The sequence below is a fragment of the Leifsonia xyli genome (assembly GCA_001647635.1).
Taxonomy (GTDB): Bacteria; Actinomycetota; Actinomycetes; order Actinomycetales; family Microbacteriaceae; genus Leifsonia; species Leifsonia xyli_A.
In genome coordinates this window covers 340,683-355,706 of the sequence record CP014761.1, presented here as the reverse complement: position 1 = coordinate 355,706, position 15,024 = coordinate 340,683, and the positions used below count along the sequence as shown (strand labels likewise).

At 70.4% G+C, this 15,024-nt stretch carries 13 protein-coding genes and 1 pseudogene; 9 read left to right on the top strand and 5 right to left on the bottom strand.

The features are described from left to right. Positions 1-13: 13 nt before the first annotated feature. On the bottom strand, positions 14-1,450 hold the full coding sequence (locus tag A0130_01825) for a gamma-aminobutyraldehyde dehydrogenase (protein ANF30579.1): 1,437 nt from the start codon (positions 1,448-1,450) through the stop codon (positions 14-16). Between the two features lie 88 nt (positions 1,451-1,538). Here A0130_01825 and A0130_01820 point away from each other — a divergent pair, with 88 nt between their 5' ends. From A0130_01820 to A0130_01810, 3 genes are all read left to right on the top strand, one after another. Beyond that, complete coding sequence (locus A0130_01820; GenBank protein ANF30578.1) at positions 1,539-2,021, top strand: AsnC family transcriptional regulator; 483 nt, start codon at positions 1,539-1,541, stop codon at positions 2,019-2,021. A gap of 2 nt (positions 2,022-2,023) precedes the next feature. Beyond that, entirely contained in the window at positions 2,024-3,439 is a 1,416-nt protein-coding gene (locus A0130_01815) for a hypothetical protein (GenBank protein ANF30577.1), read from the top strand. Between the two features lie 82 nt (positions 3,440-3,521). Beyond that, complete coding sequence (locus tag A0130_01810) at positions 3,522-4,910, top strand: FAD-dependent oxidoreductase (protein ID ANF30576.1); 1,389 nt, start codon at positions 3,522-3,524, stop codon at positions 4,908-4,910. Positions 4,911-5,200: 290 nt separating this feature from the next. Here the strand turns inward: A0130_01810 and A0130_01805 are convergent, their stop codons facing one another. Continuing rightward, entirely contained in the window at positions 5,201-5,752 is a 552-nt protein-coding gene (locus A0130_01805) for a polyisoprenoid-binding protein (GenBank protein ANF30575.1), read from the bottom strand. A 112-nt stretch (positions 5,753-5,864) separates the two neighbouring features. Next, positions 5,865-7,040, bottom strand: coding sequence for a glycosyl hydrolase family 3 (locus A0130_01800; protein ID ANF30574.1), 1,176 nt, complete (start codon positions 7,038-7,040; stop codon positions 5,865-5,867). Between the two features lie 92 nt (positions 7,041-7,132). Between A0130_01800 and A0130_01795 the strand changes: the two are divergent. Continuing rightward, positions 7,133-7,965: pseudogene (locus tag A0130_01795) on the top strand (1,4-dihydroxy-2-naphthoate prenyltransferase). Here A0130_01795 and A0130_01790 read toward each other — a convergent pair. Continuing rightward, complete coding sequence (locus tag A0130_01790) at positions 7,947-9,344, bottom strand: MFS transporter (protein ANF30573.1); 1,398 nt, start codon at positions 9,342-9,344, stop codon at positions 7,947-7,949. The pseudogene A0130_01795 and the gene A0130_01790 sit on opposite strands and share 19 nt — an antisense overlap. A 69-nt stretch (positions 9,345-9,413) precedes the next feature. Between A0130_01790 and A0130_01785 the strand changes: the two genes are divergently transcribed. Further along, positions 9,414-10,052, top strand: a complete 639-nt coding sequence (locus A0130_01785) for a hypothetical protein (protein ANF30572.1) — start codon at positions 9,414-9,416, stop codon at positions 10,050-10,052. Then, positions 10,049-10,255 (top strand): hypothetical protein, encoded by a 207-nt coding sequence (locus A0130_01780; GenBank protein ANF30571.1) that lies wholly within the window; start codon positions 10,049-10,051, stop codon positions 10,253-10,255. The genes A0130_01785 and A0130_01780 overlap by 4 nt, the downstream gene beginning before the upstream one ends. Here A0130_01780 and A0130_01775 read toward each other — a convergent pair. Beyond that, positions 10,252-11,592, bottom strand: a complete 1,341-nt coding sequence (locus A0130_01775) for a LytR family transcriptional regulator (GenBank protein ANF30570.1) — start codon at positions 11,590-11,592, stop codon at positions 10,252-10,254. The genes A0130_01780 and A0130_01775 overlap by 4 nt on opposite strands. Before the next feature lie 184 nt (positions 11,593-11,776). Here A0130_01775 and A0130_01770 point away from each other — a divergent pair, with 184 nt between their 5' ends. Genes A0130_01770 through A0130_01760 form a run of 3 tightly spaced genes read left to right on the top strand, consistent with a single transcriptional unit; the run spans position 11,777 to position 15,010 of the window. Continuing rightward, on the top strand, positions 11,777-13,033 hold the full coding sequence (locus A0130_01770) for a multidrug MFS transporter (protein ID ANF30569.1): 1,257 nt from the start codon (positions 11,777-11,779) through the stop codon (positions 13,031-13,033). Between the two features lie 14 nt (positions 13,034-13,047). Next, entirely contained in the window at positions 13,048-13,983 is a 936-nt protein-coding gene (locus A0130_01765) for an alpha/beta hydrolase (protein ANF33254.1), read from the top strand. Next, the gene (locus A0130_01760) at positions 13,973-15,010 is read left to right on the top strand and encodes a hypothetical protein (protein ID ANF30568.1); all 1,038 of its coding nucleotides are present in this window, start codon (positions 13,973-13,975) and stop codon (positions 15,008-15,010) included. Before A0130_01765 ends, A0130_01760 begins: the two co-directional genes overlap by 11 nt. The last annotated feature ends 14 nt before the right edge of the window (positions 15,011-15,024 follow it).

Sequence of the window (15,024 nt, the reverse complement as noted above, 5' to 3'; positions counted from 1 at the left end):
AGGACAGGATGATTCATTCGCCGATGTACGACATGACGTGCTTGATGCGGGTGTAGTCGTCGAATCCGTACTGCGACAGATCCTTGCCGTAGCCGGAGTGCTTGAACCCGCCGTGCGGCATCTCGGCCACGATCGGGATGTGCGTGTTGATCCACACGCAGCCGAAGTCGAGGCCCTTCGCGAAGCGCATCGCGCGGCCGTGATCCTTCGTCCAGACGCTCGACGCCAGGCCGTACTTCACGCCGTTGGCGTTCGCCAGCGCCTCCGCCTCGGTCGAGAACCGCTGCACGGTCTGGACCGGCCCGAAGATCTCGTTCTGCACCGCCTCGTCGTCCTGCCGCAGCCCGGACACGATGGTCGCCTCCCAGAAGTAGCCGCGCTCCCCCTGCCGGCGTCCGCCGGTCTCGACGGTCGCGTGATCCGGCAGCCGGTCGACGAACCCGGACACCTGCGCCAACTGGTTCGCGTTGTTGAGCGCGCCGTACAGGATGCCGTCCTCGCGCGGCGCGCCGGTGCGGGCGTTGCCGCGCGCGTACTCGGCCAGCGCAGCGACGAACTCGTCATGGATACCGTCCTGCACCAGCAGGCGGGTCGCCGCCGTGCAGTCCTGGCCGGCGTTGAAGTAACCGGCCGCGACGATCCCCTCGACCGCCTTCTGGATGTCGGCGTCGTCGAACACGATCACCGGCGCCTTGCCGCCGAGCTCGAGGTGCACCCGCTTGAGGTCGAAGGAGGCGGCGCGCGCCACCTCCATCCCGGCCCGCACGGAGCCCGTGATCGAGATGAGCTGCGGGATCGGGTCGGCGGTCATGGCGGCGCCGGTGGTCCGGTCGCCCAGCACGACGTTCAGCACGCCGGCCGGCAGGAACTCGGCCGCGACCTCCGCCAGCAGCAGCGTCGACAGCGGCGTGGTGTCCGACGGCTTCAGCACCGTCGTGTTGCCCGCGGCGAGGGCCGGGGCGAACTTCCACACCGCCATGTTGAGCGGGTAGTTCCACGGCGTGACCTGGCCGACCACGCCGATCGGCTCGCGCCGGATGAACGACGTGTGGTCCTTCATGTACTCGCCGGCCGACCGGCCCTCGAGGTTGCGGGCGGCGCCGGCGAAGAAGCGGATCTGGTCCACGGACAGCAGGATCTCGTCCTCCACCAGGGTGGCGCGCGGCTTGCCCGTGTCCTGCGACTCCAGGTCGGCGAACTCGTCCGCGCGCTCCTCCATCGCGTCCGCGATGCGGAACAGCGCGAGCTGCCGCTCGGCCGGGGTCGTCTCCCCCCACACGGCGAAGGCCGCTTCGGCCGCGCGGTAGGCCTCGGCGACGTCCTCGGCCGTCGAGATCGGCGTCGCGCCATAGACCTCCTCGGTCGCGGGATCGACGAGCTGGATGCCGTCGGAGCCGCGCGCATCCACGTGCCGGCCGCCGACGAAGTTCCGGAGTTCGGGTGTGTTCATGCCCGCAGCCTACTGATTTCGTCAGCGAAAGCGGTAGATCGGTGCGGAATCGCTTGCCAGGTCCCCCATCCGCTGACAGAATCGGTCCATGAGTACCCCTCGGGCAACGAACGGCCAGAAGGCTGCGACCATCGACGACGTCTCCAAGGCGATCATCGAGCAGTTGCAGGTCGACGGCCGCAAGTCGTACGCCGAGATCGGCAAAGCCGTCGGTCTCAGCGAGGCGGCGGTGCGTCAGCGCGTGCAGAAGCTGACCGAGTCGGGTGTGATGCAGATCGTGGCCGTGACCGACCCGATGCAGCTCGGCTTCTACCGGCAGGCCATGATCGGCGTGCGCTGCACGGGCGACACGCGTGCCGTCGCCGACAAGCTCGCGGCCATGCCGGACGTGGACTACGTGGTGCTGACCGCCGGCACCTTCGACATCCTCGCCGAGGTGGTGTGCGAGAACGACCTCGACCTCATCACGATGCTCAACTCCGAGATCCGGACGCTTCCGGGAGTCCTCTCCACCGAGACGTTCGTCTATCTCAAACTCCACAAACAGTTCTACAACTGGGGAACGCGATAACCATGACGACAACCGTAGAAACCTTCGGCGAGCCCATCACACCCGATGAGGCGGACCTGCAGGCGAAGGCCCGGGACCACCTGTGGATGCACTTCGCCCGCCAGTCGGTGATGGAGGACGGCCACGGCGTCCCGATCATCACCAAGGGCGAAGGCCACCACATCTGGGACGACCACGGCAAGCGCTACATCGACGGCCTCTCCGGGCTGTTCGTGGTGAATGCGGGCCACGGCCGGAAGCGCCTCGCCGAGGCCGCTGCGAAGCAGGCGGAGGAGCTCGCGTTCTTCCCGATCTGGTCGTACGCCCACCCCAACGCCATCCGGCTGGCCGACCGGCTCGCGTCGTACGCGCCGGGCGACCTCAACCGCGTCTTCTTCTCCACCGGCGGCGGCGAGGCCGTCGAGACCGCGTTCAAGCTGGCGAAGTACTACTGGAAGCTGCAGGGCAAGCCGACCAAGCACAAGGTGCTGTCGCGCTCGGTGGCCTATCACGGCACCCCGCAGGGCGCGCTCGCGATCACCGGCATCCCGGCGATGAAGGAGATGTTCGAGCCGCTGACCCCTGGCGGGTTCCGCGTCCCGAACACGAACTTCTACCGCGCCGACGAGATGGGCGCCCCGAGCGACGACATCGAAGCGTTCGGCGTCTGGGCGGCGAACCGCATCGAGGAGATGATCCAGTTCGAGGGTCCGGACACCGTCGCCGCGATCTTCCTCGAGCCGGTGCAGAACTCCGGCGGCTGCTTCCCTCCGCCTCCCGGCTACTTCCAGCGCGTCCGCGAGATCTGCGACAAGTACGACGTGCTCATGGTCAGCGACGAGGTCATCTGCGCGTTCGGCCGCATCGGCCACATGTTCGCCTGCGACGAGTACGGTTACGTGCCCGACATGATCACCTGCGCGAAGGCGATGACCAGCGGCTACTCCCCCATCGGCGCGACCATCATCAGCGACCGCATCTACGAGCCCTTCAAGCACGGCAACACGTCGTTCTACCACGGGTACACGTTCGGCGGTCACCCGGTCTCGGCCGCGGTCGCAATGGAGAATCTCGACATCTTCGAGGAGGAGGGGCTGAACGAGCGCGTCCGCGAGAACTCCCCGCTGTTCCGTGCCGAGCTCGAGAAGCTGCTCGCGCTGCCGATCGTCGGCGACGTGCGCGGCGCCGGTTACTTCTTCGGCATCGAGCTGGTCAAGGACAAGAACACCAAGGAGACCTTCAACGACGACGAGTCGGAGCGCCTGCTCCGCGGCTTCCTCTCGAAGGCCCTGTACGACGCCGGCCTGTACTGCCGCGCCGACGACCGCGGCGACCCCGTGGTGCAGCTCGCGCCGCCGCTCACGATCGGCCCGAACGAGTTCGTCGAGATCCGCCAGATCCTGGAGTCGGTGCTGACCGAGGCGTCCAACCACCTCTGATCTGCATCCACTGGTCCCAACACGCCGTTACGCACCCGAACGTCACGGCGTGTTGGGACCATTCGTTTACCGAGGGAGACGCATGGACTACCGAGAGGTCGGGTTCTGGTTCGATTCGATCGCCGAGCAGGAGGACGGGTTCCGGCCGCGGCCGGGACTCGCCTCCGATACGGACGCGGATGTGGCGATCGTCGGCGCGGGGCTCACCGGGCTGTGGACGGCGTACTACCTGCAGGAGCGCGACCCCGCCCTGCGCATCCTGCTGCTGGAGAAGGAGGTCGCCGGGTTCGGCGCCTCCGGCCGCAACGGGGGCTGGTGCTCGGCGCTCTTCCCCTGGTCGGCGTCGAAGCTGGAGAAGCGGTACGGCTTCGACGCGGCCGTCGCCACCCGCCGCGCCATGGTCGACACGGTGGACGAGGTCGGCCGCGTCGCCGAGGCGGAAGGCATCGACATCGACTACGCCCGCGGGGGCACGGTGACCTTCGCCCGCAGCCGCCCTCAGGTCGAGGCCGCGCGCGGCGAGTTCGAGGAGTCGGAGCACTTCGGCGTCGACGAGGTCGCACTCTGGGGCACCGAGACCGTCCGCAGCCGCTTCAACGCGCCGGATGCGGTGGCCGCGACGTTCACGCCCGCCTGCGCGCGCATCCATCCCGCCAAGCTCGTACGCGGCCTCGCCCGGGTCGTGGAGCGCCGCGACGCGACGATCGCCGAGGGCACCGAGGTGCTGTCGTGGGACGACGGCACGGTCCGGGCGCGCTCCGGCGGCGCCGACCGCCTCGTGCGCGCCGGCACCGTGGTGAACGCGACCGAGGGCTACGGCTCGCAGCTGCCTCAGGTGGGGCGCCGCATCCTGCCCCTCTACTCCCTGATGATCGCGACCGAGCCGCTGCCCGACGCCACCTGGGAGCGGATCGGGATCGAGCACGGCCAGACGTTCACCGACTTCCGCAACCTCATCGTCTACGGGCAGAGGACCGCCGACAACCGGTTCGCGTTCGGCGGCCGCGGCGCACGCTACCACCTCGGGAGCGCCATCCACCCCGCGTACGACCGGTCGCCGCGGGTGCGCGAGCACCTGGTGCGCACGTTGTTCGACCTGTTCCCGGATGCGGCGGGCGCGCGCATCACGCACCACTGGGGCGGCCCGCTGGGCGTGCCGCGCGACTGGCACGCGAGCGTCGGCTACGACGCGGACGCGCGCGAGGCGTGGGCGGGCGGGTACGTCGGCGACGGCCTGAGCACGACGAACCTCGCCGGGCGCACGCTCGCCGACCTGCTGACCGGCGCGCGCACCTCGCTGACGGAACTCCCCTGGGTCGGCCACCGTTCGCCGCGCTGGGAGCCGGAGCCGCTGCGCTTCGCCGGCGCGAACGCGGGCCTGGTCGCGATGGAGTCCGCCGACCTCGAGGAGTCGGTCACCCGACGCCCGTCGGTCGTGTCCCGCGTCCTCGGCCCCCTCATCGGCCACTGACCGCGTTCTACTGTTGCCATTCCGTCGATGCGCAAAACGGAGGACATCTGCGACGCTGCGCCCGGAATCTCCTCCGTTTCGACGCGACTCGCCGTGTTCGCAGCCGAACATCCTCCGTTCTGAACATCCCACATCCGGGGTGAGAAGGCTCTGCCGCTTCACCCCACCGGCATGCCCAGACGCGCGAAAGGGAGGAGATTCGGGGTGACACGCAGCAGGATGCGCAAAAAGGAGGAGTCCCGGGCCGTGACGGCCGGGAGCTCCTCCCTTTTGGGCAAGATCCGAGCGGGTCAGGCCTGGTTCAGGACCGCCTGCAGCTCGAGGGTGATCGTGACCTCGTCGCCGAGCAGCATGCCGCCGGTCTCGAGGGCCGCGTTGTAGGTGAGGCCGAAGTCCTCGCGGTTGATCTTCGTCTTCGCGGTTGCGCCGGCCTTGTAGTTGCCGTACGGGTCCTGGCCGAAGCCGCCGAAGTCGAACTCGAAGGTGACCGGCTTGGTGACGCCCTTGATGGTCAGGTCGCCGTCGACGAGGAACTCGCCGCCCTCGTGACGCACACCGGTGGAGACGAAGTCGATGGTCGGGTGCTCCTCGGCGAGGAAGAAGTCGCCGGTGCGCAGGTGCGCGTCGCGGTTCTTGTCCTTGGTGTTGATGGACGCGACGTCGGCCTTGGCGGAGACCGTGGAGTCGAGCGGGTTCTCGGCGGTGACGAAGGTGGCGTCGAAGTTCTCGAACACGCCCTTCACCTTGCTGATCATCAGGTGGCGGATGCTGAACCCGACCTCGCTGTGGGTGGGGTCGATGGTCCAGGTGCCTGCCTTGTAACCGGGGATCTCGATGGTCACGGGTGTCTCCTTCAGGGAAGTCGCTCGCGGAATGGCCCATCCATCCGCGTCAGGTACATGCAAGCGCATCGAATCCGGGGATATTCCGAAAAAGTCAAAAAAAGTTGACGCGTCACTCTTTCAGCGCGAGCGAATGTCGCAGCGCGAGCAGTTTCCTCGCATCCGCGTCGATCTGCGCGGCCGGTATGCGTCCTTGCTGCACCGCCGCCGTCACCGCGTCGATCAGCGCATTCGGGTCGGTCTGCGGGCTCTGCACGATCAGCACCATCGTGTTGCCGGCGGCGACCGCCTGCACGGCGTTCTCGCCCGCATCCTGATACTGCGGCAGTCCGGTGTCCTGCAGCATCCGGAGGTCGTCGGTGATGGAGACGCCGTGGAAGCCGAGCCGGTCGGCGAGGAGGCGGTGCCAGGTCGCCGAGAGCGACGCGGGCTGCGCATCCACCCCGCTGTAGACGAGGTGCCCGAACATGACGAACTCCGCCCCCGCGTCGACGCCCGCGCGGAACGACGGCTCGTCCTGCGCGGCGTACCGGGCGAGGTCGATCGGGGCGGTCGGGACGGTGTGGTGCGAGTCCGCCTCCGTCTCGCCGTGCCCCGGGAAGTGCTTGAGCGTGCTGAACACCGCTCCGCGCTCCCCCGTCACCGATGCGGCGACCCGCGCGGCCGACGAGGCCGGGTCGGTGCCGAGCACGCGGTCGGCGATGAACGACGACGGATCCGCGGTGACGTCGGCGACCGTGCCGAAGTTCACCGTGACGCCCGCCTGCTTCAACAGCTGCGCACGCCCGGCGAACGCGGCCTGCGTCGCGGTGGGCGGCTGCGACTGCAGAGCCTCGCCGCCCGGCTGGCCGTCCCACGGCAGCCGGATGACGTCGCCGCCCTCCTCGTCGATGCCGATCAGCGGAGGCAGGCTCGGGTCGGGCGCCCGCGTCGCCGCGGTCTGCGCCGCGAGCGCCTCGGGCGTCGGCGGGATGTTGTCGCCCATGAAGATGAGACCGCCGAGGCCGTACGTGCCCACGAACGCCTGCAGCGCAGCGGGGTCGGTGCCCGGCGCGTGGAGCATGAACAGGCTCGCGACCTTCTGGCGCAGCGTCATGTTCGCGAGGCGCACATCCACCCAGACCTCGGCCGGGTCGCGGGTCGGCGTCGGCGTCGCGGACGGCGTGGGCCGGGCCGACGTGCGCCCGGCCTCCGCCGGCGACGCGGCGCCAGAACACCCGGCGAGCCCGAGGATCGCCGTCGCCGCGATGGCGGCGGCGAGCGTCCAGCGGGACCGGTTCGAGGGCATCCCACGATCGTAGACGTCAGCCCTTGACGGCGCCTCCGAGTCCCGCGCGCCGCAGGAACAGCCCCTACACGTCGAGGGATACGATGACCATCATGGCGAAGAAGGTGCTCTCCCTCCTCCTCGCCAGCCACCCCGGGCCGACCGTCGTCGTGACGGTGATCGCCGTCGGGCTCGGGATCGGTCTCGGCTATCCGCCGGGTCGGCTCGTGCTGCTCGCGCTCGCCATCCTTTTCGGCCAGTTGTCGATCGGGTGGAGCAACGACTGGCTGGATGCGGCCCGCGACCGCGCCGTGGAGCGCGCCGACAAGCCCGCCGCCCGCGGAGACGTCTCCGTGTCGACCGTCCGCACCGCCGCCTTCGTCGCCCTGGTGGTCGCGCTGCTCCTCACTCTCCCCTCGGGATCGGCACGCTGATCGTCCACGCGGTCGCCATCGCGAGCGGGTGGGCGTACAACCTCGGACTGAAGTCGACCGCGTACTCGTGGGTGCCGTTCGCCGTCGCGTTCGGCCTCCTCCCGGCCATCACGACGCTCGGGCAGGAACAGCCGGCCTGGCCGCAGTGGTGGGTCTACGCCGCCGGCGCGCTCCTCGGCGTCGCCGCGCACGTCACCAACGTGCTGCCCGACCTCGAGGACGACGCGCGCACCGGCATCCGCGGACTCCCCCATCGCCTCGGCGCGCGGCCGAGCGGACTGCTGGCGTTCTCGGCGCTCGCCCTCGCCACCCTGCTGATCACGTTCGGGCCGGGCCTTCCGGTGCGTCCGGTCCTCATCGTCGGGCTCGTGATCGGACTCGCGGCGGCGATCACCGGCGTCGTCCTCCTGCTGCGCCGGAGCCCCACCCGCCTGCTGATGCAGCTCATCATGACCTGCGCCATCGTCGACGTGGTGATGCTGGCGCTCGCCGGTCAGTCCGTGACGGTCTGAACCTTCTCGGCCGCCGGCACGCCGTTGCGGATGCCGATCGCCGACACCACCCCGCCGACGAGCAGCAGCAGGGCGCCCGCCAGCATCGCGCGGTGGAGGCCCGCCTCGTCGAGCGTGCCGCCGACGATCATGCCGATCGCCGCGATCGCCAGCAGGCCCGCGATGCGCGAGACGGCGTTGTTCACCGCGGACGCGATGCCCGCCTGCTCGGGATGGATCGCCCCGAGGATCGCGCTCGTGAGCGGGGCGACGGTGATGGCGAGCCCGACGCCGAAGAGCAGCACCGCCGGAAGCAGGGTCGTCCAGTAGTTCACATCCGTCCCCATCGTCATCAGCCACAGGAACCCGCCGGCGGCGATGACCGGCCCGACCGCCATGAAGAGGCGCGGACCGTACCGGCCGGCGAGGCCACCGAAGAAGCCGGAGAGCAGCAGCATGCACAGCGTCGACGGGATGAACACGAAGCCCGCCGCGATCGCGGAGAAGCCGGCGACCTGCTGCAGGAACAGCGTGACGACCAGAGGGCCGAACGAGAGCGCCCCGTAGACGAAGAACGTCGCGATGTTGCCCACCCAGAAGTTGTGGACGCGGAACAGCCCGAGCGGCAGCATCGGCTGCTTCACCCGCGTCTCCACGACGAAGAAGGCCGCCAGGCTGAGCAGGCCGACGACGAGCGGGATCCAGACCCGCGGACTCGCCCAGCCGAACGTCCCCTGCTCGATCAGGGCGAACACCGTGCCCGCGAGACCCAGCGAGCCGAGGATCGCGCCCGCGACGTCGACGCGGCCGCCCATCCCGTGATCCTGCACGTGCACCGTCCGCAGGAGCAGCAGGGTGATGGCGATCGGGATCACGTTGATGACGAACACCCACCGCCAGCCGAGCGTGTCGACGAACAGGCCGCCGACCACGGGACCGGCGATCATCGCAATGCCCGTCCACGCCGTCCACCGCCCGATGGCCTTCGCCTGCGCCGGCCCCTCGAAGCGGGAGATGATGATCGCCAGCGAGCTCGGCACGAGGAGCGCGCCCGCCACGCCCTGGAGCGCCCGCGCGAGAACCAGGAAGACGCCGCTCGGCGCGAACGCGCACAGCAGCGAGGTGACGCCGAAGCCGATCAGACCGGCGTAGAGCACCCGCTTGCGCCCGAAGACGTCCGACAGCGACCCCGCGATCAGGATGAGCGACCCGAGCGTGACGAGGTACGCGTCCACCACCCACTGCTGCAGTTGGAGGCCGCCGCCCAGCTCTTTCGAGATCGCAGGGAGCGCCACGTTGATGACGGCGCCGTCGAGGAAGGCGACGAAGCTCGACAGGATCGCGATGATCAGCACTCTGAACTGGAGCGACGTCATCGGTTCGATCCGCGTTGTGGCCATGGGCTCATTCAACGCGTCCGGACGGCTGCGCGGCAAGCGGATCGGGCCGGTGCGGCGTAGAGTTCGCGCATGGCTGAGCGGGAACGCGCCCTCCCGGCCGGGAGGTCGGCCCCCTCGGCCCGGGTCCTCGCGCTGACGCGCCTGGCGTGGGTCGCCGTGCTCGTCGTGACCGCCGTCTTCCACGTGGTGCGCGGAGCGCCGGTCGACGCCTGGATCTACGGCCTCGGCGCCGCGGTGCTGGTACTCGACCAGGTCGGCTGGCTGCGCATCCCGCTGCGTCTCCGGACGGACCGCGAGACCCTGTCACGGCGGATCCTGGCAGGGGTGCTCATCGCGGTGGCGGCGCTGACGGTCGCGGTCACACCGCTCTACGGGCCCACCGACACGGCGATCGTCGTGGGGTTGGGCGTCCTGGTTCTTCCGGTGGTGTGGGCGGACCGTGCCGCCGCGACGGGTGCCCCGCCGCTGTCCACGACGCACGCGCTCCGCCGGGCCGCGATCCTGTGGTCGGCCGTGATCGCGGCCGGATGCCTCTGGGAGATCGCCGCCTTCTTCCTGGGCCGCGACCTCCCGGGACGCGAGCAGGACTTCCCCGCCCTCTCGGACCTGCTCGACCCGGTGCTGGCCTGGCAGCCGGCGCGCGGCGTCCTCGTCGCGCTCTGGTTGCTGGGCGGCTACGCGCTCGTTCGGAGAGGGCGGACACGATGAGGGATGTCACGACCGCCGGCTTCGTGGTCTGCGGCCTCCTGCTGGCGGCGCTCGTGGTCCAGGCGCGGATCGCGCCCCGCACGGTGGCGCGGCTCAGCACCGTCCTCGACCTCGTCATGACCGACCGTGCGGCGCGATTCACCATCGTGCTGTTCTGGTGGTGGATCGGGTGGCACTTCCTCGTCGTGCCGCCTCAGCCCTAGTTGTTGCCTTTGGTGCAGGTCTGCTGCGCGGCGGTCTGGCCGGTGATCGTCGACGGCAGGTCGACCGTGCCCGTGCCGGTCGGCGACGGCGTCGCCCCGGTATCCGGTGCGGCGGGCGCGGCAGGGGTCGTCGGCGTCACCGGCGACGGCTCACCGCCGGCGCCCGCGTCCGGCGCCGGCGACGCGGTCGCGGTCGGATCCTCGGCCGCGCGACCGGTCGAGCCGGTGAGCTTCACCGGCTGATCGTTCACGAGCGCCTCGTCGAGCGCGCTGGCGGCCTCGTCGGCGGGGACGACCCGGTTCGGATTGTCCGGATCGGTGACCGCCGGGTACTGCACGAACACCATGTTGTCGAGCCCGGTATCCTTCAGCGCGAGAGCGATCTGCACCAGAGTCGTCGGATTGGTCAAGCTCTCCGACGGCGTGATGTTGTCCACCGCCGCCTTCGCGAGGGAGTAGAGCTGCACGGGGTTCGACAGCACGCCGCCGCTGACGATCTTGCGCGCGAGCGCCGACAGGAACACCTGCTGGTTGGAGATGCGGCCGAGGTCGCTGCCGTCGCCGACGCCGTGGCGGCTGCGCAGGAACGAGAGCGCCACATCCCCGACGATCGTGTTCTCGCCCGCGGGGAGGTCGAGCGGCGGGTTGGTGTAGTCGTCCGTCACCGGGCTCGCCAGGCAGACCGTCACGCCCCCGACGGCGTTCGACATCGCGCTCACGCCGTTGAAGTTGATCGTCGCCGCGAACGGGATGGTGAGGCCGGTCATCTTGGACACGGTCGCCACCACGCAGTTCAGGCCGCCGCGGGAGAGCGCCGTGTTGAACTGCGCGTACGAGGTGCCGTCGATGGTTCCGCTGCCGTTCGGGTCCGGGCAGTCCGGGATGGCGACCATGAGATCGCGCGGGAAGCTGACCACCACCATGCTCTTGTGGTCCTGGGCGATGTGAAGCAGCATCGTGACGTCGTTGTTGCCGGCGCCGCTGCTCGCATCCTGCTCGTCCGGGCTGTTGTAGATCCCGCCGAGGTCGCTGCGGCTGTCCGTCCCGGCGAGCAGCAGGTTGATGCCACCCGCCATGGCCGAGACGTTCGGGATGTCCTGCGGGATCGCGGACTGCCCGGGCGCCGCCTGTAAGTGCACGCCGGTCTTGATCGAGCGCGCCACATCCCACACGGCGTAGGCGGCGACCGACCCGGCGCTCACGAAGACGACGACCACGACGGCGGCGAGCAGCTTGACGGCGGCCACCGCACCACGGCGCCGGGGCAGGCGGCCGTGCCGCACGGCCTCCGGTCCGCGGGCGCGCTGGTGGCGTCGCGGCAGATCGGTCATCGGCATCCCTCGGTCGTCGGTCGTTGACGCGATCCTAGCCGCGAAGCCTTTCCCTCCGCTGCGAAGGGCGCGGCGTGGATGTGACCGTTCTCACCCGCGTGCGGGATTTCCCCCAATTCCCCGGACCGATCCGTACGTCGTTGAGGGGTCCTCCGGATGCCACCGCGCACCCGCGACCGGCACCCTCGTCGTGCGGGGCCCGCCGGCCGCCGCGACACCCGAGGAGGACATCGTGACCGTCACCGAACCACGCCAGGACGCCGGGAGCACCGCCCCCGACATCCGCCCCTTCCGCTACACCGCGTCGGATGAGGAGCTCGCAGACCTGAAGCGCCGCATCCTCGCCACCCGCTGGCCCGAGCGCGAGACCGTGGACGACACCTCGCAGGGCGTCCGGCTCGACGTCATGCGCGCCCTGGCCGACTACTGGGCGAACGACTACGACTGGCGGGCGATGGAGGCACGGCTCGCCGGACTGGACCAGTTCGTCACCGAGATCGACGGACTCGACATCCACTTCATCCACGTCCGATCGCCGCACGCGGACGCGCTGCCGATGATCGTCACCCACGGCTGGCCGGGATCCATCATCGAGCAGCTGAAGATCGTCGGGCCGCTGACCGACCCGACCGCGCACGGCGCCGACGCGTCCGACGCGTTCCACCTGGTCATCCCGTCGCTTCCCGGCCACGGGTTCTCCGGCAAACCGGAAGCGACCGGATGGGACCCCATCCGGATCGCGAAGGCCTGGGCGCAGCTCATGGAGCGGCTCGGCTACGACCGCTACGTCGCCCAGGGCGGGGACTGGGGCAACGCCGTCACCGAGCAGCTGGCGCTGCTGCAACCTCCCGGGCTCATCGGCATCCACACCAACATGCCCGCGACCGTGCCCGACGCGATCCAGTCGGCCCTCGACGCCCACCAGGACCCGCCCGCCGACCTGGACGACGAGGAGCGGGGCGCGTGGGACCAGCTCGCGTTCTTCTACGCCCACGGTCTCGCCTACGCGCAGGAGATGGGCAACAAGCCGCAGACGCTGTACGCGCTCGCCGACTCCCCCGTGGGCCTTGCCGCATGGATGCTCGACCACGACGCCCGCAGCTACGACCTGATCGCGCGCGTGTTCCAGGGCGGCTCCGAGGGGCTGAGCCGCGACGACGTGCTCGACAACGTCACCCTGTACTGGCTGACGAACACCGCCGTCTCCTCCGCGCGCCTGTATTGGGAGAGCAAGCTCGCCTTCTTCGCCCCCAAGGGCGTCCCGCTGCCCACCGGCGTGAGCGTCTTCCCGGATGAGATCTATGCGGCCCCGCGGACGTGGGCGACGGCGGCGTACCCGCATCTCATCCACTTCAACCGTCTGGACCGCGGCGGGCACTTCGCCGCATGGGAGCAGCCGGAGCTGTTCTCGCGGGAGGTCCGCGCGACGTTCCGGTCGCTGCGGTGACCGGCGCGGATCCGGTGGCCGTGCGGCAGCTCGAGGCCGGCGAGCTCGACGTCGGCTACGTGGATGCGGGAGCGGCGGACGCGCCGCCGGTGCTGCTCCTGCACGGCTGGCCCTACGACATCCACTGCTACGACGACGTCGTGCGGCTGCTCGTGGACGCGGGGTTCCGCGTGGTCGTGCCGTTCCTCCGCGGGTACGGGACGACGACCTTCCGCGACCCGGACGCTCTGCGGAACGGACAGCCTGCGGCGCTCGCGTCCGACGCCCTCGCGCTGCTCGACGCCCTCGGCATCGACGCGGCAATCGTCGGCGGCTGCGACTGGGGCGCACGGACGACCAACGTGCTCGCCGCGCTGTGGCCGGAACGCGTCCTCGGGCAGGTCACCGCCAGCGGCTACCTCGTCGCCGGGCAGGCCGCGAACGCGCACCCCCTGCCGCCGGAGAGCGAGCTGGCGTGGTGGTACCAGTACTACTTCGCCACGGAGAGGGGACGCGAGGGCTACGACCGGTACCGCGACGACTTCGCGCGCCTGATCTGGCGCACCGCGTCGCCGCAGTGGGCGTTCACCGAGGCCGACTTCGAGCGCACCCGCCCGGCGTTCGCCAATCCGGACCACGTCGACATCGTCATCCACAACTACCGCTGGCGGCTCGGCCTCGCGCCCGGGGACCCGCGGTTCGACGACGTGGAGGAGCGTCTCGCCGCCCGGCCCGCGGTCGGCGTCCCCGCCATCACCCTGGAGGGGGACGCGAACGGCGCCTTCCACCTCGATCCGGGCGCCTACCGCGACCGGTTCACCGGCCCGTACGAGCACCGGACCGTCGGCGGCGGAGTGGGCCACAACCTGGCGCAGGAGGCTCCGCAGGCGTTCGCCAACGCTGTGATCGACACCGCCCGCATGGCCGGGATCCCCGCCCGCCGATCGGAGGAGGCGTCCGGTGTCCGATGACCGCTCGCGCGGGCTGTTCCGGTCGATCGCCCACCGGCTCGCCGGCGACGAGGAGGTGCTGCCCGACGAGGGCCGGCTCCCCTTGTTCGCCCGGGCGACCGGGTGGCTCAACAGCGAGCCGCTGAGCCCGGAGGGACTGCGCGGCCGCGTGGTGCTCGTGGACTTCTGGACGTACACCTGCGTCAACTGGCTGCGCACCCTCCCGTACCTCCGCGCCTGGCACGAGAAGTACGCTGCCGCCGGACTCACGATCGTCGGCGTGCACACCCCCGAGTTCGGCTTCGAGCACGACCGTCGCAACGTGGTCGACCGGACGGCGGCGCTCGGAGTCCGGTATCCGGTCGCCGTGGACGACGACTACGGCGTGTGGGGCGACTTCGCGAACCACTACTGGCCGGCCGTCTACCTCGCCGACGCGGACGGACGCCTCCGGTACCACCACTTCGGCGAGGGCGAGTACGCCCGCACCGAGATGATGATCCAGCGGCTGCTGATGGATGCGGGAGCGCACGACCTCGACACCGACCTCGTCATGGTCGACACGGTGGGCCTCGAGGTCGCCGCGGACTGGCGCGACCTCCGCTCACCGGAGACGTACCTCGGCTATGCGCAGAGCAGCGGCTTCGTGGACGAGTCGGCCGACGGCTACGACCGGCCCGAGCGGTACCGCGGAGACCGCAGGCTGCCGCTCAACGCCTGGACGCTCGACGGCCTGTGGACGCAGGCGCGGCACGCCGCCGTGCTCGGCGAGGCGGGCGGCGGCGTCGCATTCGCGTTCCAGGCCCGGGACGCGAACCTCGTCATGGGCCCGACGCCGGCCGGCGCGAGCATCCCGTTCCGGGTGCTGCTCGACGGCGAGCCGCCGGGCGACGCCCACGGGACCGACGTGGATCCCGACGGCCGCGGTGTGCTCGACCGGCAGGACACGTTCCAGCTGATCCGGCAGACCGGGCCGATCCGGCAGCGCGTCGTGGAGCTGCGGTTCGACGCGCCCGGTGCGGAGGCCTACTGCTTCACGTTCGGGTGACGGCGGACCCCCCG